The 22,336-nt window shown below is 68.4% G+C and carries 25 protein-coding genes and 1 tRNA gene; 9 read left to right on the top strand and 17 right to left on the bottom strand.

Features of this window, described 5'->3' with window-relative positions; genetic code table 11:
* Nucleotides 1-191: 191 nt before the first annotated feature.
* From ribA to EV683_RS11395, 15 genes are all read right to left on the bottom strand, one after another.
* Complete coding sequence (gene ribA, locus EV683_RS11465; protein ID WP_066609411.1) at nucleotides 192-815, bottom strand: GTP cyclohydrolase II; 624 nt, start codon at nucleotides 813-815, stop codon at nucleotides 192-194.
* 202 nt (nucleotides 816-1,017) lie between these two features.
* Complete coding sequence (locus EV683_RS11460) at nucleotides 1,018-1,500, bottom strand: GlcG/HbpS family heme-binding protein (protein ID WP_131862860.1); 483 nt, start codon at nucleotides 1,498-1,500, stop codon at nucleotides 1,018-1,020.
* Between the two features lie 130 nt (nucleotides 1,501-1,630).
* Entirely contained in the window at nucleotides 1,631-2,245 is a 615-nt protein-coding gene (locus tag EV683_RS11455; RefSeq protein WP_066609413.1) for a response regulator transcription factor, read from the bottom strand.
* Nucleotides 2,214-3,731: a sensor histidine kinase gene (locus EV683_RS11450; protein WP_066609414.1), complete on the bottom strand. Its 1,518-nt coding sequence runs from the start codon at nucleotides 3,729-3,731 to the stop codon at nucleotides 2,214-2,216. Before EV683_RS11450 ends, EV683_RS11455 begins: the two co-directional genes overlap by 32 nt.
* Entirely contained in the window at nucleotides 3,728-4,681 is a 954-nt protein-coding gene (locus EV683_RS11445) for an ABC transporter ATP-binding protein (RefSeq protein ID WP_131862859.1), read from the bottom strand. The genes EV683_RS11450 and EV683_RS11445 overlap by 4 nt, the downstream gene beginning before the upstream one ends.
* Entirely contained in the window at nucleotides 4,665-6,191 is a 1,527-nt protein-coding gene (locus EV683_RS11440) for an ABC transporter permease (protein WP_066609416.1), read from the bottom strand. Before EV683_RS11440 ends, EV683_RS11445 begins: the two co-directional genes overlap by 17 nt.
* Entirely contained in the window at nucleotides 6,191-7,204 is a 1,014-nt protein-coding gene (locus EV683_RS11435) for a thiamine ABC transporter substrate-binding protein (protein ID WP_131862858.1), read from the bottom strand. The genes EV683_RS11440 and EV683_RS11435 overlap by 1 nt, the downstream gene beginning before the upstream one ends.
* Nucleotides 7,205-7,478: 274 nt before the next feature.
* Nucleotides 7,479-7,760, bottom strand: a complete 282-nt coding sequence (locus tag EV683_RS11430; RefSeq protein WP_131862857.1) for an acylphosphatase — start codon at nucleotides 7,758-7,760, stop codon at nucleotides 7,479-7,481.
* A 157-nt stretch (nucleotides 7,761-7,917) separates the two neighbouring features.
* Nucleotides 7,918-8,724, bottom strand: coding sequence for a bifunctional hydroxymethylpyrimidine kinase/phosphomethylpyrimidine kinase (thiD, locus tag EV683_RS11425; protein ID WP_131862856.1), 807 nt, complete (start codon nucleotides 8,722-8,724; stop codon nucleotides 7,918-7,920).
* 39 nt (nucleotides 8,725-8,763) lie between these two features.
* Nucleotides 8,764-9,930 (bottom strand): MFS transporter, encoded by a 1,167-nt coding sequence (locus EV683_RS11420; protein ID WP_131862855.1) that lies wholly within the window; start codon nucleotides 9,928-9,930, stop codon nucleotides 8,764-8,766.
* 248 nt (nucleotides 9,931-10,178) lie between these two features.
* Complete coding sequence (locus tag EV683_RS11415; protein ID WP_066609420.1) at nucleotides 10,179-10,361, bottom strand: hypothetical protein; 183 nt, start codon at nucleotides 10,359-10,361, stop codon at nucleotides 10,179-10,181.
* A 221-nt stretch (nucleotides 10,362-10,582) separates the two neighbouring features.
* The gene (metG, locus tag EV683_RS11410; protein ID WP_131862854.1) at nucleotides 10,583-12,646 is read right to left on the bottom strand and encodes a methionine--tRNA ligase; all 2,064 of its coding nucleotides are present in this window, start codon (nucleotides 12,644-12,646) and stop codon (nucleotides 10,583-10,585) included.
* A 95-nt stretch (nucleotides 12,647-12,741) separates the two neighbouring features.
* A complete protein-coding gene (locus tag EV683_RS11405; RefSeq protein WP_066609422.1) occupies nucleotides 12,742-13,104 on the bottom strand; it encodes a nucleotide pyrophosphohydrolase in 363 nt (120 codons plus the stop codon).
* A 52-nt stretch (nucleotides 13,105-13,156) separates the two neighbouring features.
* Nucleotides 13,157-14,401, bottom strand: a complete 1,245-nt coding sequence (locus EV683_RS11400) for an MFS transporter (protein WP_131862853.1) — start codon at nucleotides 14,399-14,401, stop codon at nucleotides 13,157-13,159.
* A gap of 174 nt (nucleotides 14,402-14,575) precedes the next feature.
* Entirely contained in the window at nucleotides 14,576-15,409 is an 834-nt protein-coding gene (locus tag EV683_RS11395; RefSeq protein WP_131862852.1) for an aldo/keto reductase, read from the bottom strand.
* A 184-nt stretch (nucleotides 15,410-15,593) separates the two neighbouring features.
* Between EV683_RS11395 and apbC the strand changes: the two genes are divergently transcribed.
* From apbC to EV683_RS11380, 3 genes are all read left to right on the top strand, one after another.
* A complete protein-coding gene (gene apbC, locus EV683_RS11390) occupies nucleotides 15,594-16,688 on the top strand; it encodes an iron-sulfur cluster carrier protein ApbC (RefSeq protein WP_243694754.1) in 1,095 nt (364 codons plus the stop codon).
* 230 nt (nucleotides 16,689-16,918) lie between these two features.
* Nucleotides 16,919-17,380, top strand: a complete 462-nt coding sequence (locus EV683_RS11385) for a ribonuclease domain-containing protein (RefSeq protein WP_131862850.1) — start codon at nucleotides 16,919-16,921, stop codon at nucleotides 17,378-17,380.
* Nucleotides 17,371-17,652 (top strand): barstar family protein, encoded by a 282-nt coding sequence (locus EV683_RS11380; protein WP_131862849.1) that lies wholly within the window; start codon nucleotides 17,371-17,373, stop codon nucleotides 17,650-17,652. The genes EV683_RS11385 and EV683_RS11380 overlap by 10 nt, the downstream gene beginning before the upstream one ends.
* Nucleotides 17,653-17,799: 147 nt before the next feature.
* Here EV683_RS11380 and EV683_RS11375 read toward each other — a convergent pair whose 3' ends face one another.
* Complete coding sequence (locus tag EV683_RS11375) at nucleotides 17,800-18,957, bottom strand: pyridoxal phosphate-dependent aminotransferase (RefSeq protein WP_165916824.1); 1,158 nt, start codon at nucleotides 18,955-18,957, stop codon at nucleotides 17,800-17,802.
* Nucleotides 18,958-19,041: 84 nt separating this feature from the next.
* Here EV683_RS11375 and EV683_RS11370 point away from each other — a divergent pair, with 84 nt between their 5' ends.
* The 5 genes from EV683_RS11370 (at nucleotide 19,042) to EV683_RS11355 (ending at nucleotide 21,089) form a co-directional block, all read left to right on the top strand.
* Complete coding sequence (locus EV683_RS11370; RefSeq protein ID WP_066609428.1) at nucleotides 19,042-19,371, top strand: YegP family protein; 330 nt, start codon at nucleotides 19,042-19,044, stop codon at nucleotides 19,369-19,371.
* Nucleotides 19,372-19,440: 69 nt separating this feature from the next.
* Nucleotides 19,441-19,531: transfer RNA gene (locus EV683_RS11365), tRNA-Ser, on the top strand.
* A gap of 360 nt (nucleotides 19,532-19,891) precedes the next feature.
* On the top strand, nucleotides 19,892-20,062 hold the full coding sequence (locus EV683_RS14315; RefSeq protein WP_165916823.1) for a hypothetical protein: 171 nt from the start codon (nucleotides 19,892-19,894) through the stop codon (nucleotides 20,060-20,062).
* Nucleotides 20,063-20,112: 50 nt separating this feature from the next.
* Complete coding sequence (locus EV683_RS11360) at nucleotides 20,113-20,748, top strand: AAA family ATPase (RefSeq protein WP_131862847.1); 636 nt, start codon at nucleotides 20,113-20,115, stop codon at nucleotides 20,746-20,748.
* Nucleotides 20,748-21,089 carry a hypothetical protein gene (locus EV683_RS11355; protein ID WP_131862846.1) on the top strand — a complete coding sequence of 114 codons (342 nt, stop codon included), beginning with the start codon at nucleotides 20,748-20,750 and terminating at the stop codon, nucleotides 21,087-21,089. Before EV683_RS11360 ends, EV683_RS11355 begins: the two co-directional genes overlap by 1 nt.
* 384 nt (nucleotides 21,090-21,473) lie before the next feature.
* On the opposite strand, the gene EV683_RS14310 is transcribed toward EV683_RS11355, so the two are convergent.
* Nucleotides 21,474-21,641 (bottom strand): hypothetical protein, encoded by a 168-nt coding sequence (locus EV683_RS14310; RefSeq protein ID WP_165916822.1) that lies wholly within the window; start codon nucleotides 21,639-21,641, stop codon nucleotides 21,474-21,476.
* Nucleotides 21,642-21,997: 356 nt separating this feature from the next.
* On the opposite strand from EV683_RS14310, the gene EV683_RS11350 reads away from it, so the two are divergent.
* Entirely contained in the window at nucleotides 21,998-22,246 is a 249-nt protein-coding gene (locus tag EV683_RS11350; protein ID WP_131862845.1) for a DUF5677 domain-containing protein, read from the top strand.
* Nucleotides 22,247-22,336: the final 90 nt, after the last annotated feature.

Here is a 22,336-nt window from a genome sequence, read left to right as displayed (position 1 = left end):
GGCCGCCTTGCCCGCCGGCGGCTCGGCCAACGTGCCGGCCACGCTCCACCGGCTTTCACGCACGCGACGACACGACCCCACTCGCATGGGTTACGGGACGAACGCCCCGCCCGCGCGGGCATGCGGCATCCGGACCCGTGCGCGAAAACGCCCGGGCCGGGCGTCGTCTGCGGCCGGAATCCGGCCCCGATCTACAGACCGAACAGGTGGCCGAGCTTCTCGGCCTTGGTGTCGAGGTACTTGTCGTTGTGCGGGTTGCGCCCGACCTCGAGCGGCACGCGCTCGACCACCTCGATACCGACGCGGCGCAGCGTGTCGATCTTGCGCGGGTTGTTGGTCATCACGCGCACCTTGCCGATCCTGAGCTCGGCCAACATGTCGTGCGCGATGCGGAAGTCGCGCGCGTCGGCCGGGAAGCCGAGCTGCTCGTTGGCCTCGACGGTGTCGGCGCCGCCGTCCTGCAACCGGTAGGCGCGGATCTTGTTGATCAGGCCGATACCGCGGCCCTCCTGGCGCAGATACAGCAAGGCGCCGCGGCCTTCCCTGGCGATCGCGTCGAGCGCGGCGGCCAGTTGGAAGCCGCAGTCGCAACGCAGCGAGAACAGCGCGTCGCCGGTCAGGCACTCGGAGTGCAGGCGCACCAGCGCCGGCTCGCCGTCGTGGAAATCGCCCATCGTCAGCGCGACGTGCTCCTTGCCGGTGCCGACTTCCTCGAAGCCGTGCATGGTGAATTCGCCCCACTGCGTGGGCAGCTTGCAGCGGGCGACATGGCGGACCAGCGGCGCGTTCGGCGCGGCGGCGGATTGCTGTTGCATGATGTTTTCCTGCTGGATACGGATTCTGGCGAAATGAAGGGCCAGATGGTAACGGGCCTGATCGTCGAAGAAAAGCCGGCGGCGCCAGGGTTTTTCGCCGGCGCGACCGGGCCCCCTCCCGCTTCGGACAAAAAAAATGCCCCGGGGTTGCCGGGGCAGGAAAAACCGTCGGTAATCACACCGACTGCGCGGGGTTCGGGATTTACTTGAGCGCGGCGCGGGCCTTGTCGAGCGCGGCCTGCGCGCACTGCTCGTCGAGGTGGCCGCCCGGGGCGCCGCCGACGCCGATCGCGCCGATCACCTCGTTGCCGACCTTCACCGGCAGGCCGCCGCCGAGCAGCAGGAAACCGGGAATGTCGGTCAGATTCTGCGCGCCCGGGTTCTTCTGGGCGTTTTCCATCATCGCCGACGTCGCGCTCTTGGCCGACGCGGCGGTATAGGCTTTCCGGAGGCTGGCCTCGAGCGTGTGCGGACCGGCGTTGTCGCCGCGCAGCACCGCGCGGACCTGGCCGGCGCGGTCGACCACCGTCGCGGTCACCGCGTAGCCCTTGTCGCGGCAGGCGGCGACGGTATCGGTCGCCAGCGTCTGCGCGAGCGCGGCCGACATGTTCTTCTCGCTGCGTACCTCGGCGTGCGCGGCCACGGCGGCGGACAACAGCGCTGCGGTCATCAGGATCTTGTGCATTGGGCTTGCCCCTCTCGTCTTCCGTGTAGCGTAGTCGTCGGCGCCGACGGCGCCTATCCGTTCGGCTACGCTCGCGCATCCGTATTGCTACGGACGGGACGAGCATAAGGCCTGCACGGCCGCAGCGGTCTTATTCTTCCGATAACAAACCGCAATAAACGCGGATCAGCTGGACCAGCGACTCGACCTCGAGCTTGGCGAACAGGTGGGCGCGGTGGGTCTCGACGGTGCGCGGCGACAGGCCGAGCTCCTTGGCGATCTGCTTGGTCGACAGGCCCTCGGCCATCAGCGCGAACACCTCGCGTTCGCGCTCGGAGAGCCGGTCGAACTTCTGGCGCGCCTCGTGCGAGACGCGCTGCTTCTCGCGCGTCGCGATGTGCTGCTTGACCGCCTTTTGCAGCGTGTCGAGGAAGAGCTGGTCGTCGATCGGCTTTTGCAGGAACTCCATCGCGCCGGTCTTGAACGCGCGCCGGCACAAATCGACGCTACCGTGGCCGGTAACCATCACCACCGGATGCGTGACGCGCGCCTCGGCGAGGCGCTCGAGCACCTCGAAGCCGCTCATGCCGGGCATGCGGATGTCGAGCACCACGCAGCCGATGGCGTTGGCGTCGTAGGCGGCGAGAAAGTCGTCCGGTCGTGCGAAGACCTCGGCCCTGAGGCCGACGGTGCGGATCAAGAGGCTCAGGCTCTGGCGCACCGCGTCGTCGTCGTCAACCAGATAGATGATCGGGGAGTGGTCCATGTTGGCGCTTGTCCTTGGTGTCGCCGCGCGGCAGCGTCACGACGAAGCGCGCGCCGCCGACGGCTCGGTTGTCGGCGGCGATCACGCCGCCCATTTCGCCGATCAGCGTCTCGCAGATCGACAAGCCCAGACCCATGCCGGTCTGGCGCGTGGTGAAGAAAGGTTCGAACAGCCGCGGCAGCACCTCGGGCGGGATGCCCGGGCCGCGGTCGGTGACGGTGAGCACCGCTTCCTTGCCGCGCGGCAGCACCGTCAGCTCGATCAGCCGGCGCTCGGGCGGCGTGTCGCGCATCGCCTCAATCGCGTTCGAGAGCAGGTTGTGGATCACCTGCTCGAGCGCGACGCGGTCGGCGCGCACGCAAAGGCTGTCGTCGCGGCGCGCGAACTTGACCCGCACCTCGCGCGCGCGGCACTCGGGCTCGACGAGGAAGACCGTCTCGTCGACCACCTGCGCCAGCGGCAAGAGCTGGGTGCGACGCGCCTCGCGCGGGCGCAGCACGTCGCCGCGCAGCCGCGTGATGATTTCGCCGGCGCGCTTGGCCTGCGCGACCGACAGCGACAGCGCCTCGCGGATCAGCGCCGCGTCCGGCTCGTCGTCGTCGAGCATGCGTAGCGAGGCCTGGCAGTTGGCGAGGATGGAGGTCAAGGGCTGGTTCAGCTCGTGCGCCATGCCGGCGGCCATCTCTCCCAGCGTGTTCAGCCGCGCGACCTGCACGAAGCGCGCCTGCCGCCTCGCGCGGCGCACCGTCTCGCGCTGGTCGAGGAAGGCGTTCAGCCCCCACAGGATGAAACCGGTCGCCAGCGCCAGGCTCGCCGCCGGCGCCCACGGCAGTTGCGCCGGCAGGATGCGCGTCTCGGCCTGCACCACCAGCGGCTGGCTGACGCTGGCGAGGTTGCGCGTGTCGACCAGCCGCACCGCGAAGCGCGAGTCGGCGCCCGGCGCCACCAGCGCAAGGGTGTCGCGCCCGTCGCGCAGCAGCACCGGCGCGAGCGTTTTCGGCCACTCGGCGCGCGCGACGAAACGCGCCGGCTCCAGCCACAGCGCGTAGGCGGCGCCGTCGTCGCGGGTGCGCACCAGCCAGTAGCGCACCGGCGCGCCGGCCATCCGCGTCATCACGCTGCGCGACAACGTCTGGCTGCGCGCGTAGGCGGTGTCGAGCGCGCCCGGCGTCGCCGCACCGCCGGCGCGCCGCCAGCCGCGCGCCGGCAGGAAGAAGGCGACGTCGACGATCTGCGGGTAGACCGCGGTCAGCTTGTGCGCGAGCGTGCCCAGCGCCGCGTCGGTGTCGGCCGGCGGTCGCGCGGCGACCAGCGTGTTGAGCACCGCGTCGAGTTCGACCGCCTCCTGGCTCAGCAGCCGGTGCGCGATACGCGCGTCCTGCTCGAACTGCAGCTCGAGCGCGTCGAGCCGGCTGCTCAGCATCCAGCCGGCGAAGGTCGCCTGGATGAAGATCCACAACAGGATCAGCTGCAGCTGGCGGCTCATGCGCCCGCCCCGAAACGGCAAAAGGCCGCCGCGTCGAGCGTCACCGGCACGCGCGCGCCGACCGTCGGCGGCTCGGCCAACGCCGCCGCCTCGCGCGCCGACAATTCGAGCACGAAACGCCCCTCGGGCAGCGCGAGCTCCAGCGTCAGCCCGCCGGCGCGCGGCGTCGCGGCGAGCACCCGCGCGTCGCCCCCGCTGCCGAGCCGCAGCGCCGCCTGCGGCCAGTAGCCGAGGCCGGTGACGTTGGCGAGCCCCAGAAAGCGCGCGACGCGCTCGTTCGCCGGCTTCGCCATCAGCTCGGCGGCCGGCGACAGCTGCGCGACGCGACCGGCGTCGAGCACCGCGACTCGGTCGGCCATCGCCAGCGCCTCGTCGCGGTCGTGGGTGACCAGGAGCGCCGGGATGCCGGCTTCGGCCAACCTTTGCCGCGTCGCCACCTGCAGGCTCGCCCTCAGGTGAGCGTCGAGGCTGGAGAACGGCTCGTCGAGCAGCAGCAGGCGCGGGTCGGTCGCCAGCGCGCGCGCCAGCGCGACGCGCTGCTTCTCGCCGCCGGACAGCGCGGCGACGCGGCGCGTCTCGAAACCGGCCAGGCCGACCGCAGCCAGCTCGCGCCTCGCGCGCTCGCGCGCCGCCGCACGCGGCACGCGCCGCTCGACCAGACCGAAGGCGACGTTGTCGAGCACGTCCAGGTGCGGGAACAGCGCGAAGTCCTGGAACATCAGCGCAAAGCCGCGCCGCTCGGGCGGCAGCGCGTCGACGCGCGCGCCGGCGAAGCGGATCTCGCCGGCGTCGGGCGCGACGAGGCCGGCGACCATGTTCAACAGCGTGCTCTTGCCGCAGCCGGACGGGCCCAAGAGCGCGACGAGCTCGCCGGGCGCGAGCGCCAGCGACACCGCCTCGGCGACGACGCGGCCGCCGTAACGCTTACGGACGTCAACGAGTTCGAGCATGGTCGGTCTGCCTTTCGATCAGCCAGAACGCCACGAGCGACAGCGCCATCAGCACGGTGGCGAGCGCCTGGGCGGCGGCGAGGTTGGCCGAGCCCGGACGGCCCAGCAGTTGGTAGATCCACGTCGTCAGCGTCAGCCACTCGGGGCGCGACAGGAACAGCGTGACCGCGAATTCGCCGACCGCGGTCGCCGCCGCGAACGCGAGGCCGCGCGACAAGGCCGGGCGCAGCAGCGGCCAGCGCACGCGCCGGAACGCGCGCCACGGGCTCGCGCCGAGCGTGCGCGCCGCGCGCGCCAGTTCCGGCGGCTCGGCGTCGAGCGCCGCCGCGAGGCTCTTGGCGACGAAGGGGTAGGCCAGCAGCACGTAGGCGGCCAGCAGGAGCGGCAGGCTGGCGGCGTAGGCCGGATACAGCAGCAAGAGGCCGAAGGCGACGCACACCGGCGAGACGATGAACGGCAGGTTGGCCGCCGCGCGCCAGACGAGCGAGCGGCGCGCCGCCAGCGCGTGCGCGACGCCGAACAGGCCGGCGCACAGCGTCGCGAGCGCGGTGAAACGCAGCGTGTTGAAGGCGGCGAGCCGCCCCTCTTCGCTCCACAAGCCGCGCCACACGTCCCAGCCCGCCGACAGCCCCGACGCGGCGACCGCCGCCAGCGGCGCGAAGCTGGTAAAGAGCAGCGTCGAGAGCGCGGCGGCAAGGGCCAGCCGCTCGGCCAAGGTGCGCGGCTTTTGCGGCGCCAAGCGCTCGACTTTGAGCGCGACCGCCAGCGTCCTCTCGCGCCATGCGTAGGCGAGCGCGACCGCGAAGCTGACGACGAGGTTGAGCAGCGCCAGCAGGCCGGCGTCGGCGAAATTGAGCTCGTAGGCGACCAGCGTGTAGATCTCGACCTCGACCGTCGCGTAGCGCTGACCGCCCAGCAGCAGCGCGAGGCCGAAGCCGGCGAAGCAGTAGACGAACACCAGGCACAGCGCCGACGCGAGCCACGGCCGCACCAGCGGCCACTCGACGCGCCAGAACGCGCGCAGGCGCGAGGCGCCGAGCGTGCGCGCCGCCGCCAGCTGCGAGGCCGGCACCGCGGCGAAGCCGTCGACGCCGGCGCGCACCACCAGCGGCAAGTTGTAGAACAGGTTGCCGTACAGCAGGAGCCACGGCGTGTCCTGCAGGTTCAGCCCGGTGACGCCGTGCGGGCCGAACAGCGCCAGCACGCCGATCGCGGCGACCAGCGTCGGCATCACGAAGGGCAGCATCAGCGCGCGCAGCACGAAGGCGCGCAACGGGAAGTCGAAGCGCGCCAGCGCCCACGCGAGCGGCAGGCCGAAGACGAGCGCAAGCGCGCAGGTCACCGTCGCCTGGATCAGCGACCAGGCGACGCGCCAGCCCAGATAAGGATCGAGCAGCAGCGCGAGGTCGAAACCGCCGGCGCCCTCGGCCAACACCCGCAACAGCGGCGCGACGAGGCCCGCCGCCAGCAGCGCCGCCGACGGCAGCCACAGCGCGCGGCGCGCGAGCATCAACGGCCGCCCTTGAGCACCACGCGCGTCCAGCGCGCGACCCAGCGCGGCGCGTTCGCGTCGATGCGGCCGGCGTCGACCGGCTTGACGCCGGCCGGCTCGGGCGCGTGGCGAAACACCGGGTCGAGCGGCGTGCCCGGCACCGCCGGGTACATCCACATCGTCGTCTGCAGCGCCTTTTGCACCGGCGCGCCCTGCAGCCAGGCGACGAAGGCCTTCGCCGCCGCCGGCTCGCGCCCGCCCGCCACCGGCGCGGCGCCCTCGACCTGCAGGAAGCTGCCGCCCGGCAGCGCGAGGGTCGCGGTCGGCGGCGCCGCCGGTTTTTCCTTGGCGTAGAACACCTCGGCGGCCGGGCTGGTCGCGTAGCTGACGACGATGGGGCGCGCGCCGCCGTTGCGCGAGAAGTCGGTGTAGTAGGCCTCGCTCCACCCTTTGGCGACCTTCACACCGTTGTCGCGCAGTCGCGCCCACCACGCGAAGGCGCCCTCCTCGCCCAGCGCGTCGACGGTGGCGACGAGGAAGGCGAGCCCGGGGCTCGAGGTCGCCGGGTTCGGCACGACGACGAGGTCCTTGTACGCCGGCGTCGCCAGCTCGGCCAGGGTTTTGGGCAGCGCTTTCTTGTGCCTGGCGAACCACGCCTTGTCGATATTCAGCGTGACGACGCCGTAGTCGATCGCCGCCAGGCCGCCGGGCAGCGTGTGCGCGGTCCGGGCCGACGGCGCCGCCTCGATCACGCCGGCCCTGACCGCCTTGGCCGCCAGCGTGTTGTCGATGCCGTAGACCACGTCGGCGATCGGGTTGGCACGCGTCAGGATCAGCTTGTTCAGCATCTCGCCGGCGTCGCCGGCCTTGACCACCACCAGCTTCACGCCGGCGCGCTTCTCGAAGTCGGCGATCAGTGGCTTGGGCAGATCGAACGAGGAATGGGTAATCAGGCGCAATTCGGCGGCCTGGACGCCGAACGCGGCGCAGGCGACGAGCAGGGGCGGCAGCAGGCGACGCAACAAGGACATGAAGACTCCGGACGTGAACAGCGCCCGCTTCGTGCGGGCAAACCCCCGAGTATACCGCGACCGCCGCCTCCGCCGCCCGCCCCGGGCCGGCAGCGCGACATCGGGTGACGGCTCGAGCGAGCGGTCGTCGAGGGACACGCCCGGCCTGCCCCACACAAACGCCGACACAAGCGGCGGAACGTCGCGACGCCGGCTGCACGCTCGTCGCGGCTGCCGTGACGGGTGCCCGCCGCAAAGGCGAAGGGTCCGCGGCGCGGACCCTTCGAGTATAGGCTCAGACGGTCGGCAGCCGGCTAAAGCCCTCGGGCGGCGGCACCGCCGCGTCGGCGACGTCGACGCGCGCGACCTGTGCCGCCGGCGGCCCCTCGTGCGCCCAGGCGACGAAGGCGGCGACGGCGTCGCTCTGGCCGCAGACGAGCGCCTCGACCGTGCCGTCGCGCCGGTTGCGCACCCAGCCGGCGACGCCCAGGCGCGCGGCCGCCTCGACCGCGCTGTCGCGGTAGTAGACGCCCTGCACGCGGCCGTGGATGGTCAAACGTTTGCAAACGGGATTCATCTCGGACTCCTGGCCCGGCGCGGGCCGCGACGGCGGCCGGCGTCGCCGGACGAATGACGACGCCGGCGATGATGCCGCGCCGTCGCGTCGCGCGCCATCGCGGCCTTCCCCGATATGCCCACCCGCGTTGGCCGAGGCGCTGCGGCCGACGTCGCGCTCACCAGTAGGCGTGGAAGTGGTGCACCGGGTGGATGCCGCCGCCGACCTCGATCCGGTCGGCCGCCGCCAGCGCCGCGTTCAGGTAGGCCTTGGCGTCGCGCGCGGTCGCGCTCCAGTCGCCGCGCAGCGGGTAGAGCGCCGCCAGCGCCGCCGACAGCGTGCAGCCGGTGCCGTGCGTGTAGCCGTGCGGCGCGCGCGCGCCGTCGAGCCGCACGCGGCCGCTGCTCGCGCCGACCAGCCAGTCGGGGCTGTCGCTCGCACCGGCGAGCGCCCCGCCCTTGATCAGCACGCGACGCGCGCCTAGCGCGAGCAGCGCCTCGGCCTGCGCGAGCATCGCCGCCTCGTCGGCCGCGACCGGCACGCCGAGCAGGGCCGCCGCCTCGCCGAGGTTGGGCGTGACGATGTCGGCCAAGGGCAAGAGATGCGCGCGGATCGCCGCCTCGGCCTCGGGCGCCAGAAGCGGCGCGCCGCCCTTGCTGACCATCACCGGGTCGAGCACGACGACGGCGGGCTGCCAGTGGCGCAAGCGCTCGGCGACCGCCGCGACGATGTCGGCGGTCGCGAGCATGCCGATCTTGACCGCGTCGACGCGGATGTCGGAGAACACCGCGTCCAGCTGCGCGGCGACGAAGTCGGCCGGCACCGCGTGTACGGCGGCGACGCCGCGCGTGTTCTGCGCGGTCAGCGCGGTCAGCACGCTGGCGCCGTAGACGCCGAGCGCCGAGAAGGTCTTCAGGTCGGCCTGGATGCCGGCGCCGCCGCCGGAGTCGGAACCCGCGACGGTCAGGACGTTGTAGCTCGCCATGCGGCGCTCCTCGCGATCGATAAGGGAACGGCGCCGAGTTTACACCGCGCGCGCCGCTGCGAGCCGGGTACGCGGCAGGCTGGCCGAGTAGCGCGCCAGCAGCACGCCGGCGATCACCACCAAGGCGCCGACCCACGGGTTGTAGCGTACCGAGACGAACTCCAGCGTCAGCCCGCCGACCGCCGAACCCATCGTGATGCCGAAATTCAGCGCGGCGAGGTTGAGCCCTAGCTGGATGCCGGCCGTCTCGGGCGAGGTCGCGGTGATGTAGTGTTGCACCGACGGCGTCGAGCCCCACGCCGACATCGCCCACACCACCACCACCGGCAGCACCAGCCAGACGCTGGCCGAGGCGAACGGCAACAGCGCCAGCGCGACCGCCAGCGCACAACCGGCGCCCATCGCCGCGCGCACGCCGCCCCAGCGGTCGCTGCTGTAGCCGCCGAGGAAGCCGCCGCTCATGCCGGCCGCGCCGAAGGCGAGGTAGACGACGCTCATCCAGTGCGCGTCCAGCCCCACCACCTGCTCCATGAACGGCGCCAGAAACGCGTACATCGCGAAGTGCCCCCACATCAACAGGAAGGTCACGCCGTGCGCCGACAACAGCTTGGCGCTCCTGAGCGTACGCAACTGCTGCGAGATCGGCACCGCGCCGCTGCCGGCCACCGGCGGCAGCCAGCGCCACACGCCGGCCAGCGCCAACAGCGCGCAGGCGGCGGTGATCAGGTACATCGCGCGCCAGCCGATCTGTTCGGCGACCAGGATGCCGAGCGGCACGCCGAGCACGATCGAGCTGCTGATGCCCATCGCCGTCAGCGCGATCGCGCGGCCGCGGAAGCTCGGCGCGGCCAGATGCGCGGCGAGACCGAAGGCGGTGCCGCACATCAGGCCGCCGGCGGCCGCCTGCACCACGCGCGCGGCGAGCTGGCCGGTGAAGCCGTCGGCGAACCACGCCCACAGCGTACCGGCGGAGAACACCGCGATCGCCGCCATCAGCACGCGACGGCGGTCGAAGCGCGCGGTCAGCACCTGCAGGATGGGCGCGGCGAGCGCGAAGGTCAGCGAGAACACGCCGAGCATCTGGCCGGCGGCGCCGACCGGTACCGACAAATCGTTCGAGATGCGGCTCAGGATGCCGACCGGAAACATCTCGACCAGGCCCATCGCGAAATTCGCGAAGGCGAGCAGGAAAATCCTCTTGTCCATGACTGTCCAGCTGGCTGCGCCCGCTGCGCCCCCTTGGCGTCGCGCGTGGCGGTCCAGACATCGGATGATTGTCCAACATGCCGTCCGATTGCAACATCCGTACGAACACGCAGCGTGGAAGCGCGCGGGCGGAAGGGGTCAAAGGCACGGGTGCGCGACCGGCGGCACCGGTCGCGGCGATCTCTCGGGGGGAAGCGGGGACGGAGGGCTTGGGCCGTGACACGGCCCGGAAAACGGCTGGGCGGGGCTTACTGCGCGACGGCGACGAAGGCGTCGCCCGGGTAGATGGCGCTGCTGCGGCCCAGCGGCGAGCGGAAGGTGACTTCGAAGCGCGAGCCGACCGGTTTGACGTCGAGCACCTCGAAATGGATGACCTTGCCGTTCAGCCAGTCGCGGATGGTGACGCCCGGTTTCAGTTGTTTGATACGCACTATTTTTCTCCTTGAACGCAATCGTGCGCCGGCGATCCTTGCCGCCGACGCTTATCGAAACATCATATCAGACACAATATACGCTAAAAGTTCCTTAATCCGGCTCAACATAACAAACATTGATGACGGATTGATTGCACTTGCCCGACGCAAAAACGCCCCGCCGGCGCACCAGGCGCGGGCGGGGCGGACAGGTCGGCGCTCGGCCAACCCGGGGTCGATCAGCCGATGCGCATGCCCGGCGCGGCGCCCTGGTCGGCGTCCAGCAGGAACAGGCCCGAGCCGTCGTCGGCGCCCGACGCGCAGACGATCATGCCGGACGAGGTGCCGAAGCGCATCTTGCGCGGCGCGAGGTTGGCGACGACCACCACCTTGCGGCCGATCAGCTTTTCCGGCTCCGGGTAGGCCTTGCGGATGCCCGAGAAGATGGTGCGCGTCTCGAAGCCGAGGTCGACGGTGAAGTTCAACAGCTTGTCCGAACCCTCGATGAACTGGCAGTCGAGCACCTTGCCGATGCGCAGGTCGAGCTTGGCGAAGTCGTCGATGGTGATGGTGTCGGCCAAGGGCTCGAAGTTGCCGGCGGCGGCCGGCGCGGCTTGTGGTTCCATGCTCTGCTTGTTCGCTTCGATCAGTTTTTCGATCAGGGCCGGGTCGATGCGCTGCATCAGGTGCTGGTAGGGCGCGATGGTGTGGCCCAAGAGCAGGCTGTCGGCGTCGCGCCAGGTCAGCGGCGCGACGTTGAGGAAGGCCTCGACGCCCTCGGCCAACTTGGGCAGCACCGGCTTGAGGTAGATGGTCAGCAGGCGGAAGGCGTTGATCAGCACGGTGCAGACTTCCTGCAGACGCGCGTCCTGCCCTTGCTGCTTCGCGAGTTCCCATGGCTTGTTCGCGTCGACGTAGGCGTTGACGAGGTCGGCCAGGCCCATCACGTCGCGCAGCGCCTTCGCGTATTCGCGCGCCTCGTAGGCGGCGGCGATGGCGGCCGCCTCGTTCTGCAACCTGGCGAGGATCTCGCCGTCGGCGACAGCCTCGGCCAACTGGCCGCCAAAGCGCTTGGCGATGAAGCCGGCAGAGCGGCTGGCGATGTTGACGAACTTGCCGACCAGGTCGGAGTTCACGCGCGCGACGAAGTCGTCGAGCGAGAGGTCGATGTCCTCGATGCGTGCGTTCAGCTTGGCGGCGATGTAGTAGCGCATCCACTCCGGGTTCAGACCGCAGTCGAGGTAGGACTTGGCGGTGATGAAGGTGCCGCGCGACTTGGACATCTTCTGGCCGTCGACGGTCAAAAAGCCGTGCGCGAACACGCCGGTCGGCGCCCTGAAGCCGGCGAAGTGCAGCATCGCCGGCCAGAACAGCGCGTGGAAGTACAGGATATCCTTGCCGATGAAGTGGTACAGCTCGGCCTTGGAGTCCGGCTTGAACCAGTCGTCGAAGTTCAGGCCGATGCGGTCGGCGAGGTTCTTGAACGACGCCATGTAGCCGACCGGCGCGTCCAGCCACACGTAGAAGTACTTGCCCGGCGCGTCGGGGATCTCGAAGCCGAAGTACGGCGCGTCGCGGCTGATGTCCCAGTCGTTCAGACCGCCTTCGATCCACTCGTTCATCTTGTTCAGCGACTCGGCCTGCAGGTGCGGCTGGGTTTCGCCGTCGCCGCGCACGCTGCTGCCGGCGGTCCAGCCCTTCAGGTAGTCGGCGCAGTCGCCGAGCCGGAAGAAGAAGTGCTCGGAAGTCTTGAGCACCGGCGTCGCGCCGGATACGGCGGAATACGGGTTCTTCAGCTCGGTCGGGCTGTAGGTCGCGCCGCACACCTCGCAGTTGTCGCCGTACTGGTCCTTGGCCGAACACTTCGGGCACTCGCCCTTGACGAAGCGGTCGGGCAGGAACATCTGCTTTTCCGGGTCGAACAGCTGTTCGATGGTGCGCGACACGATCTTGCCGTTGGCCTTCAGCGTGTTGTAGATGCTGCGCGCGTACTCGCGGTTTTCCGGGCTGTTGGTGCTGTAGTAATTGTCGTAGCCGATGTGGAAGCCGGTGAAGTCGGCCAGGTGCTCGGCCTGCACGCGCTCGATCAGCGCTTCGGGCGTGACGCCCTGCTTCTCGGCGGCCAGCATGATCGGCGTGCCGTGGGTGTCGTCGGCACAGACGTAGTAGCACTCGTGGCCGCGCATTTTCTGGAAGCGCACCCAGACGTCGGTCTGGATGTGCTCGACCATGTGGCCGAGGTGGATCGCGCCGTTCGCGTAAGGCAGCGCGCTGGTCACCAGAATCTGGCGTTGTTGGCTCATGCCGGGGCTCCCCCTGAATGGTTTGGAATCGCTGGAAATCGCAAACCGCCGAGTATAGCACCGGCCCCGGCCGAACGACGTTGGCCGAGGCCGCGTCACAGCTCGCGGTATTTGGTCGCAACGCCCCTGGCCTTGTCGACCGGGTAGCGCGTCTCGTTGATCGCGAGCTTGTCGAGCACGGCCCGATGAAGATCGACACCGGCGGCGTCGGCGAGCATCAAGAGGTACATCATCACGTCGGCGCACTCGTGCGCCAGCGCTTCCTTCGCTTGCGCGTCGCCCGCCAGCCGCTCGGCCAGGCCCTGCTCGGTCTGCCACTGCGTGAATTCGAGTAACTCGGCCGCCTCGAGGTTGAGGCTGACGATCAGGTTGAACGCCGAATGAAAGCGCGCCCAGTCGCGCGCGTCGCGGAAGGCGCGGCAGCGCGCCGTCAGGTCGGCCAATTGGGCCTCGTCCATCTGGGTTCTCCTTGGTGAAAAAAGTTGGCCGAGCGCGGCCCAGCCCAACCGCTCACGCGCGCAGCGCGGCCAGCGCACCGTCGGCGCGCTCGCGCATCGCGCTGGCGACCACGCGGCGCGACAGCCGCCAGAACAGCAGCGTGCACACCAGCGACAGCGCCGCGTAGCCGAACGGGCCGACGGCGAAGTAGCCGTGCTTGAACGCCTCGATGCCGACCGCGTACACCGACATCGACAGCATGCCGATCGTCGCGGCGATCGTGCCCTTGCTGACGTCGCTGGCGGTCAGCGCGAAGCGGTACAGCACCGCGAACGACAGGCCCTCGCCGAAGCACATCAGGCTGACGCCCGCCATCAGGCCGAGGCCGGCGGCCAGCGGCGGCAACCAACTCGTCGCGACCATCGTCGCGACGCCGGCCAGCAGGAAAGCCTGGCCGTACACCACCGAGCGGCCGAGCGGCACCTTGTCGGTCAGGCGCACCAGCGTCAGGTTGCCGGCGATCAGCGCGCCGAACACCGGCAGCTGCGCGAGGCCGTAGCCGGTCGGGCTCATCGCCGCGCCTTCCATCAGCATCACCGGCGACAGCGCGATCCAGCCCAACAGCGGCAGCGACATCAGCGGCAGCACCAGCGCGGCGGCGACAAAGCGGCGGTTTTTCAGCAGCGCACGGTAGTCGCCCGCGACGCCGGCGACCGACAGCCTGCCGGCCGGCTTGACGACCGTTTCCGGCATCGTGCGGATCAGGCCCAGCCAGGAGACGAAGGCGCAGGCGGCGATCAGGCCGAACATGACGCGCCACGGCCAGTGTGCGATCAGCGCGGCGCCGGCCAGCGGGCCGACCAGGGGCGCGATCAGCGCGACGTTGGCCATCAGCGCGGTCACCTTGACGGCGGCGGCCTCCTCGAACGCCTCCTGCACCGAGGCGTAGGCGATCGCGGTGATGAAGCACAGGCCCATGCCCTGCAGCACGCGCAGCAGCATGAAGCTTTCGATGCTGCGCGAGAAGAAGGTCGCGACGCAGGACAACACGAAGAAGGCGACGCCGGCCAACATCACCGGGCGGCGGCCGACGCGGTCGGACAGCGGGCCGAGCAGCCACTGCAGCATCGCGCCGCCGACGAGGTAGGCGGTCAGCGACGACGGCACCCAGCCGGAATCGACGCCGAACTCGGCCACGACCGCGAGCATGCCCGGCTGGATCATGTCGTTGCCGATGTAGACGGAGAATTCGAACAGCACTAGCGCGAGCGGGAAGCACAGCGTCGCGCGGCTCAGGGACGCGTATTTTTCTTGCATGAAGGGGCCTTTTCGCAAAGAACAGAAGCCGCCTGACCCTCGTGGGGTCGGCGGCTCGGGAGCGGGCGGCGCGGTCGCCGCCCGTCGTGTCAGGCCCTTGAATGCTATAGAAAACCGGCGACCCGGGCCAGCGCGGCGCGGCGGGCCATGCGGGAAGCATCGCCCGGGGCCGGCTCACAGCATCTCGAGCGGCGTCTTGCAGTCGGGCGGCGGGAATTCGGCGTCGAGCGCAGCCAGGTCGTCGGCGTCGAGCGCGATGTCGAGCGCCGCGCGGTTCTCGGCGACATGCTCGACGCGCGCCGCCTTCGGGATCGCGATCACCTTGTCGTCGCGCAGCACCCAGGCGAGCGCGACCTGGTAGGGGCTGACGCCGTGCCGGGCGGCGACGTCGGCCAGGGCGCCGTCGACCGGCACGCGGCCCTGCTCGATCGGGCTGTAGGCCATGATCGGCATGCGGCGCTCGCGGCACCACGGCAGAAGATCGTATTCCGGGCCGCGGCGCGTCAGGTTGTACAGCACCTGGTCGACCTGGCAGCGCTCGCCGTCGAGCAACTCGTACAGCTCGTCCATGTCGTCGGTGTCGAGGTTGCTCACGCCCCAGTAGCGGATCTTGCCCTCGGCGACCAGCTCCTCCATCGCGGCGATGGTGTCGCGGAACGGCACGTTGCCGCGCCAGTGCAAGAGGTACAAGTCGATGCGGTCGGTCTTGAGGCGCTTGAGCGAGCGTTCGCACGCCTGGCGGGTGCCCTTGCGGCTGGCGTTCCACGGGTAGACCTTGCTGACGAGGAAGGCCTCGTCGCGGCGGCCGGCGAGCGCCTCGCCGACCAGCTCCTCGGTCGCGCCGTCGCCGTACATCTCGGCAGTGTCGATCAGCGTCATGCCCAGGTCGATGCCGTGCTGCAGCGCGGCGATCTCGTCGGCGCGGCGCGCGCGTTGCTCGCCCATGAACCAGGTGCCCTGCCCGAGCGCCGGCACCTTGACGCCCGAAGGCAGCGTGACGGTTTTCATTTTGTCTCCTCTTTGTTTGCGTTATGTCAGCGTGGGTCGCTCATCCGGCCATCATTGTAGGGCGATGCCGGCCGTCCGAAAAAGCGAGTAAAATACTCAGGTATTGCCCCACCCCGGCCGAGACACCATGTTTTCCAGACTGAGCAAACTGTTTTCCGATTCCGCCAAGGAGATCCCGTCCACCATGCCCGCCCTGACCGACGCCCAGGTGCTCGACGCCGTCGCCGGCCTTGTCGACCCGAACACCGGCAAGACCTACGCCGCCAGCCGCGCGGTGAAGAACCTCAAGATCGGCGACGACAGCGTCACGCTCGACGTCGTACTCGCCTACCCGGCCAAGAGCCAGTTCGAACGCGTGAAGGCCGAATTCGAGGCCGCGCTCGCGCCGCTGGCCGGCGGCCGCGCCGTCTCGGCCAACGTGCGTAGCGAGATCGTCAGCCACTCGGTGCAGCGCGGCGTGCCGCTGTTGCCCGGCGTGAAGAACATCGTCGCGGTCGCCTCGGGCAAGGGCGGCGTCGGCAAGTCGACCACCACGGCCAACCTCGCGCTGGCGCTGGCGGCCGAGGGCGCGCGCGTCGGCATCCTCGACGCCGACATCTACGGCCCGTCGCAACCGTTGATGATGGGTCTGGCCGGACAACGCCCCGAGACCGAGGACGGCAAGCACCTGATCCCGGTCGAGAACCACGGCGTCCAGACCATGTCGATCGGTTACCTGGTCGACCCGGACCAGGCGATGGTGTGGCGCGGCCCGATGGTCAGCCAGGCGCTGCAGCAACTCTTGAACGACACGCGCTGGAACGAGCTCGACTACCTGTTGGTCGACATGCCGCCGGGCACCGGCGACATCCAGCTGACGCTGTCGCAGAAGGTGCCGGTGACCGGCGCGGTGATCGTCACCACGCCGCAGGACATCGCGCTTCTGGACGCCCGCAAGGGCGTGACCATGTTCAACAAGGTCGGCGTGCCCATCATCGGCCTGGTCGAGAACATGGCGATCCACGTCTGCTCGAACTGCGGCCACGCCGAGCACATCTTCGGCGAGGGCGGCGCGGCCAGGATGGCGGCCGACTTCGGCGTCGAGGTGCTCGGTTCCCTGCCGCTCGACATCGGCATCCGCCTCGCCGTCGACGAGGGCCGGCCGAGCGTCGTCGCCGACCCCGACGGCCAGGTCGCCGACATCTACAAGGCGATCGCGCGCCGCGTCGCGGTCAAGGTCGGCGAGAAGGCGCAGGACTTCTCCGCCAAGTTCCCGAAGATCGTGATCCAGAACAACTGAGGCGCTTCGCCCCGCCTTGCCCCGACGGCCCGCCCTGCGCGGGCCGTCCGTTTTCACCCCGCCGGACCGGGCACGCCCGGCGCCGTTCTCCCCTCGCCACCGCCGCGGCTCTGCTATCGTGACGGAGCGCAGACCTCGGCCAACGTCGCCCCTCCCTCGCCGGGAAGGACAGCCGCCACGGCCGGCCCGCGCTCATCGCTGTTCGACAGACTTTGCGGAGATTCACCGACATGCCCCCATTCGGCGCCCGCCCCCTTCGCCTCGCCGCCCTCGCGCTCGGCCTGATCGTCGGCAGCGCGCACGCCGCGCCGGCTTGCCGCGACGTGGTCGCTTCGCTCAACCGCGAACTCGGCCGCCAGCTCGACGAGCCCCAACTGACCGAGGTGCTGACCAGCCTGAACCGGCACGGCCGCCTGCCTGACCGCTTCGTCACCAAGCGCGAGGCGCGCGAGGCCGGCTGGCGCCCCGGCACCGGGCTGTGGAGCGTGCCCGGCCTGAACGGCAAGTCGATCGGCGGCGACCGCTTCGGCAACCGCGAACGACGACTGCCCGACGCGCACTGGCGCGAAGCCGACCTCGACTACCAGGGCGGCAAGCGCAACGCCAAGCGGCTGTTGTTCGCCGACTCGGGACGGCGCTTCGTCACCGTCGACCACTACCAGACCTTCCGGGAGATTCCGCCATGCCGCTGACGAAAACCTGCGTGATCGAGCGCGTCGGCTCGCTCGACGACGTCTACCGCGCGCTCGACGCGCAACTGGGCCTGCCGCCCCACTTCGGCCGCAACCTCGACGCGCTGTTCGACAGCCTCGCCAACGACGTCGAAGGCCCGTTCGCGATCGAGTGGCGCGACACCGTTGCCGCGCGCGCCGCGCTCGGCGCGCCGCTGTTCGACAGCCTGATCGACCTCTTGCGCGAAGTCGCCGACGAGCGCGACGACGTCACGCTGCGCCTCGAACCCTGAGCCCCGGCTCGCGATCTTTATTTCTGGCCCGGCTCGGCCAACCCGGCCGCCGGCCGGGCTGCCGGACGAGATGCCCGGCGTGCGGTCGTGCACGCCGTCGCGACGCAAAAAAGCCGGCCCGCGGGCCGGCTTTTTTCTCGCGCCGCGTCAACCGAGCCGCGCGATGCGCTCGACCGCCTCGGCCAAGCGGTCGACGCCGGTCGTGTACGCGATGCGCACATGGGTGTTGGCGCGGTGCTGGCCGAAGTCCAGCCCCGGCGTGATCGCGACGTCGGCCTCCTCCAGAATGCGCGCGCAGTAGGCGAGGCTGTCGTCGGTGACGGCGCTCACGTCGGCGTACAGGTAGAAGGCGCCGTCCGGCACCACCGGCAGCTTCCAGCCCAGGCGCGGCAGCGCGTCGACCAAGAAGTCGCGCCGGCGCGCGAACTCGGCGCGGCGTTCTTCGAGCAAGGCGATCGTGTCCGCTTCGAACGCGGCGAGCGCCGCCGCCTGCGCCGGCGCCGGCGCGCACAGGTAGAGGTTCTGCGCCAGCCGCGTCGCCGGCTCGACCAGCGCCTCGGGCACCACCAGCCAGCCGAGGCGCCAGCCGGTCATCTGGAAATACTTCGAGAAGCTGTTGATCACCAGCGCGTCGTCGGCGACCTGCAAGGCGCTGGCCGCGTCGCAGCCGTAAGTCAGCCCGTGGTAGATCTCGTCGACGATCAGCGCCCCTCCCCTGTCGCGGCAGACCTCGGCCAACGCCTGGATCTCGGCCGCGCTCAGCACGCCGCCGGTCGGGTTGGCCGGGCTCGCCACCATCGCGGCGACGGTGCGCGCGCCCCAGGCCTCGGCCAACATCGGCGCGGTGAGCTGGTAGCACGATTCGGGACCGGCCGGCAGCGACACCGGCGTGCCGCCGTACAGGCTGACGAAGTGGCGGTTGCACGGGTAGGTCGGGTCGGCCATCACCACCTCGTCGCCGTCGCCGACCAGGAGCGCCAGCGCCACCATCAGCGCGCCGGACGCGCCCGGCGTGACGAGGATGCGCGCGGGCGACACGTCGACGCGGTAACGCTCGGCGTACCAGCGCGAGATCGCGCAGCGCAGCTCGGGCAGCCCCTGCGCCGCGCTGTAGAAGGTCTGCCCCTCGGCCAAGGCCCGGCGCCCCGCCTCGACGATCGCCGGCGGCGTCGCGAAGTCCGGCTCGCCGACCTCGAGATGGATCACGTCGCGCCCGGCCGCTTCGCGCGCGCGCGCCGCCTCCAGAATCGCCATCACCCGGAACGGGGCGATCTCCCGCATACGCTCGGCCAACTTCAAAGCCACTCTCCTTTACGCAAGGGATGACAAAGGGGACGCCGTCATCCAACCTGAGAAGGTCGAGTGTACCAACCCCCGGGGGAGCCCACCATGGCAGGCAAGTTCGAAGTCAAAACCGCCAAAGACGGCCAGTTCATGTTCAACCTGAAGGCGAGCAACGGCCAGGTCATCCTGACCAGCGAACTCTACAAGACCCACGCGGCGGCGCTGAACGGCGTCGAGTCGGTGAAGAAGAACGCACCGGACGACGAGCGCTACGAGCGGCGCGAGAACAAGAACGGCGAGCCCTACTTCATCCTCAAGGCCGCCAACCACCAGGAGATCGGCCGCAGCGAGTACTACAGCAGCAAGGCGGCGATGGAGAACGGCATCGAGTCGGTCAAAAAACACGCGCCGGATGCCAGCGTGGTCGACATCTGACCGAAATATGAAAAAAGACGTTGACAGGCCGGGGCACCCTGTCTATACTGCGCCCCACTGATTCGCCGCGGAGAGGTGGCAGAGTGGTCGAATGTACCTGACTCGAAATCAGGCGTACGTTTATAGCGTACCGAGGGTTCGAATCCCTCCCTCTCCGCCAGTCAGCCAATTAAGCCCTTGATTATTCAAGGGCTTTTTTGTTTTTTGGCACGCCTTCATCACTCAAATGGCGTCACATGCTCGTTCTAAAAAAATCAGTTTCGTTCTAAAAAAACGCTTCGTTGATTTGACCAGCACCACCTCCGATGGCATGCTGGATACCTCCTAAAGCCTCAGCAGTGCCCCGCGTCTGTCACGCGGATTTTTTGCGCCTTCTTTATCGGCCAACGTGCGTCTGCACGTACGGTGGCATGTCGATCGAGGGGGGTGTCGGGTAGCAGCAATGCCCCGGCGGCTCTGAGGCCGTAGGAGCGCCCCCACCCCGCTTTGGGTGGACTTCCTAAATCCTCAGGAGGCAATCATGCCGACCATCATCTCTAACGTGCTGCTGCGCAAACTGGTAGCCTTCCCCAGCCAAGCCGAAGCTATCGCCTACGCCCGCCAGAAACTGGCAGAGGGCGCTCGTGGCGTGAACGTTGCCCCGCATGCCGGCGAGTACCAGGTAAATATACCTGTCCGCTTATTTTTTTGATATCAAGTGATATCATATCGTATGATTTCATATCATATCGGAGCATACCTATGATCTTATTGGTGGGTGGTGAAAAGGGCGGCTCGTGCAAGACAACGACTGCCACGAATCTCGCGGTGGTGATGGCGCAACGTGGCGTCGATGTGATGCTGCTGGACGCGGATCCGCAATGCACGGCCAGCAAGTGGGTCGCGCGCCGCAACGCAGCCGAGCTACCAATGATCCACTGCGCTCAGAAGACCGGCGAGGTCTACGCAACGGCCAATGATCTGGCCAAACGCTATGAACTCGTGATCGTCGACGCCGGCGGCCGCGATAGCAAGGAGCTGCGCTCGGCGATGGTGGCGGCAGATCTGCTGCTCATGCCTATCCAGGCGAGCATCGCCGACCTGGAGACGATCGAGCATATGGCCGAGGTGATCGGGATGGCCAAGGCAATGAACTCGACGCTCGAGGTGATGGCCATGATCGCCCGTGCCCCGACGAACCCGAGCATCACGGAGGTGGCCGAGGCGCGCGAGCTGCTGGCTGACTACCCGGAGATCGGTCTCGCGCGCAGTATCGTGCGCGATCGCAAGATCTATCGCGACGCGCTCCTCGAGGGCCGCGGTGTGGTAGAGATGGACAACACCAAGGCCAGGGCCGAGATCCAGCTGCTGGCCAACGAAATTTTCGGAGAGAGGTGATGAGCGGCAATCGTTTCAAGCGGGGCATGGCGGCCGGCGGCGGCCAACCCGTCGACCCGGAGGCACTGACGAGGTTCACGGCGGGCGCTGACGCGCATGAGCAGGAGCCAGCCGCGGCAACTCCGGCCGAGCAGGTGCCGTTGAAGATCATCCCGGTGCCGGAGTACGACCAAGGCAGCAAGCTGTCTGAGGCCGTGCTATTCCGCTGCACACCGGCGGTGTTTCAGGAGCTGGACTTTGTGTTCAAGCACAGCACGGCCAAGAGCAAGCAGAAGCTGCTGGAGTCGATCCTGCTGCCTCGGCTGAAGGAGATGGCCAAGGAGATCAAGGGTGGCGAATGACCCAGCCCTCCAATGAAAGAGCCCCGAGCAATCGGGGCTTTTTGTTGTCCGCTTCGATGATGTTCATGCACGTCATACGCGTGCGCTCGTGCATCACGTGCGCGGACTTTTCGCCAAGTCGGTGGGGGTCGAAAAAAAGGTAACCAAGGTAACCTGCCCGGCAATTCGGCCAGAAAACTCAATAGCGACGGGGCTTCACGACAAATGCAAAAAGGTAATCTAGAGGTAATTTCTAGGTAACCAGATTACCTTTTCAAACCGTCACCTACTCGTTTCGAATGTTCCAATAAATTCAATAGCTTACGGAAATATTACCTTTTTGGTTACCGCTGATTACCCCACAAAGGTAACCAGATAATTTATTTGCAATCATTGACTTACAAGTCAACCGACCTGCCGATAACCGTGGTTACCTTTTTTGAGAGCCCCCACCCCTTCTGCAGGAAAGTCGGTGCATGATTGCAAGTGCATGGCTGCATGAATCTGCAAGTTTTCAGGGATGGCATACACTGCCCGGAAGCCCAGCACTGGCGGGCTTTCCAGTCGGTTCATGCAGCTGCACGCTTTCCCACACATGAAGCGCGGGGGCGTGGCGGGGTCACGAGGGCGCGCGCCGGGGGCTAACAAATGTTGTCTGCCCCCTACCAGGAACAAAGTCCCCACAGCATTGCTGATAGCCATTGCGGAGACGAGGTCAGTAGACTTTAGCCTCTTGCACCAACAGGCAACCCAAGATGCCGAGCCAAAAACCAACGTCATCTGCAGACAAACGGGGGAACGCAACTGTGGGTACCTTCGAACAGAATGGCCGCGCTGACACTCGATCAGCAGACCTTCGAGCTAGGCTGCACCTAGAGCATTTGTCTCTGTTCTGTTTTGCCGACAAGTGCACTAGGGTCGCACTCGACATGTCGGCGCTATTGCCGCTGGCGCGTGCAAGCAGGCAGATCGTTGTTTCCCAGTTTTTCGCCCGCGCCCTGTCGCACTTCGAGGCCGGACTCCTGCTTGCTGAAAGCGGGATGACGATCGAATCGCTCACGATTTCGCGGGGGCTACTGGAAACGTGTTTCGTAATGCTCGCGATTGCGGAAAATGCGGTTACCTTCGACGAGCTACTGAGCCATGACAACGCGATGCGACTCAAGCATGCGAACTGACCTGCTCCCCCTAAACAGGGCCACCTGAAACTTAGTAAAGTTCGTTTTATACGAGGAGAACGGACTTGAAGAAGCGGTTCACGGAAGAGC

This window comes from Crenobacter luteus, assembly GCF_004345725.1.
Taxonomy (GTDB): domain Bacteria; phylum Pseudomonadota; class Gammaproteobacteria; order Burkholderiales; family Chromobacteriaceae; genus Crenobacter; species Crenobacter luteus.
The sequence above is the reverse complement of the archived record's forward strand: the minus strand, read 5'-3'. Positions and strand labels throughout refer to the sequence as shown.

Coding starts and splice junctions, on each gene's coding strand:
- ribA (WP_066609411.1), bottom strand. CDS start 815: ATGCAACAGCAATCCGCCGCCGCGCCGAACGCGCCGCTGGTCCGCCAT.
- EV683_RS11460 (WP_131862860.1), bottom strand. CDS start 1,500: ATGCACAAGATCCTGATGACCGCAGCGCTGTTGTCCGCCGCCGTGGCC.
- EV683_RS11455 (WP_066609413.1), bottom strand. CDS start 2,245: ATGGACCACTCCCCGATCATCTATCTGGTTGACGACGACGACGCGGTG.
- EV683_RS11450 (WP_066609414.1), bottom strand. CDS start 3,731: ATGAGCCGCCAGCTGCAGCTGATCCTGTTGTGGATCTTCATCCAGGCG.
- EV683_RS11445 (WP_131862859.1), bottom strand. CDS start 4,681: ATGCTCGAACTCGTTGACGTCCGTAAGCGTTACGGCGGCCGCGTCGTC.
- EV683_RS11440 (WP_066609416.1), bottom strand. CDS start 6,191: ATGCTCGCGCGCCGCGCGCTGTGGCTGCCGTCGGCGGCGCTGCTGGCG.
- EV683_RS11435 (WP_131862858.1), bottom strand. CDS start 7,204: ATGTCCTTGTTGCGTCGCCTGCTGCCGCCCCTGCTCGTCGCCTGCGCC.
- EV683_RS11430 (WP_131862857.1), bottom strand. CDS start 7,760: ATGAATCCCGTTTGCAAACGTTTGACCATCCACGGCCGCGTGCAGGGC.
- thiD (WP_131862856.1), bottom strand. CDS start 8,724: ATGGCGAGCTACAACGTCCTGACCGTCGCGGGTTCCGACTCCGGCGGC.
- EV683_RS11420 (WP_131862855.1), bottom strand. CDS start 9,930: ATGGACAAGAGGATTTTCCTGCTCGCCTTCGCGAATTTCGCGATGGGC.
- metG (WP_131862854.1), bottom strand. CDS start 12,646: ATGAGCCAACAACGCCAGATTCTGGTGACCAGCGCGCTGCCTTACGCG.
- EV683_RS11405 (WP_066609422.1), bottom strand. CDS start 13,104: ATGGACGAGGCCCAATTGGCCGACCTGACGGCGCGCTGCCGCGCCTTC.
- EV683_RS11400 (WP_131862853.1), bottom strand. CDS start 14,401: ATGCAAGAAAAATACGCGTCCCTGAGCCGCGCGACGCTGTGCTTCCCG.
- EV683_RS11395 (WP_131862852.1), bottom strand. CDS start 15,409: ATGAAAACCGTCACGCTGCCTTCGGGCGTCAAGGTGCCGGCGCTCGGG.
- apbC (WP_243694754.1), top strand. CDS start 15,594: ATGCCCGCCCTGACCGACGCCCAGGTGCTCGACGCCGTCGCCGGCCTT.
- EV683_RS11385 (WP_131862850.1), top strand. CDS start 16,919: ATGCCCCCATTCGGCGCCCGCCCCCTTCGCCTCGCCGCCCTCGCGCTC.
- EV683_RS11380 (WP_131862849.1), top strand. CDS start 17,371: ATGCCGCTGACGAAAACCTGCGTGATCGAGCGCGTCGGCTCGCTCGAC.
- EV683_RS11370 (WP_066609428.1), top strand. CDS start 19,042: ATGGCAGGCAAGTTCGAAGTCAAAACCGCCAAAGACGGCCAGTTCATG.
- EV683_RS14315 (WP_165916823.1), top strand. CDS start 19,892: ATGCCGACCATCATCTCTAACGTGCTGCTGCGCAAACTGGTAGCCTTC.
- EV683_RS11360 (WP_131862847.1), top strand. CDS start 20,113: ATGATCTTATTGGTGGGTGGTGAAAAGGGCGGCTCGTGCAAGACAACG.
- EV683_RS11355 (WP_131862846.1), top strand. CDS start 20,748: ATGAGCGGCAATCGTTTCAAGCGGGGCATGGCGGCCGGCGGCGGCCAA.
- EV683_RS14310 (WP_165916822.1), bottom strand. CDS start 21,641: ATGAACCGACTGGAAAGCCCGCCAGTGCTGGGCTTCCGGGCAGTGTAT.
- EV683_RS11350 (WP_131862845.1), top strand. CDS start 21,998: ATGTCGGCGCTATTGCCGCTGGCGCGTGCAAGCAGGCAGATCGTTGTT.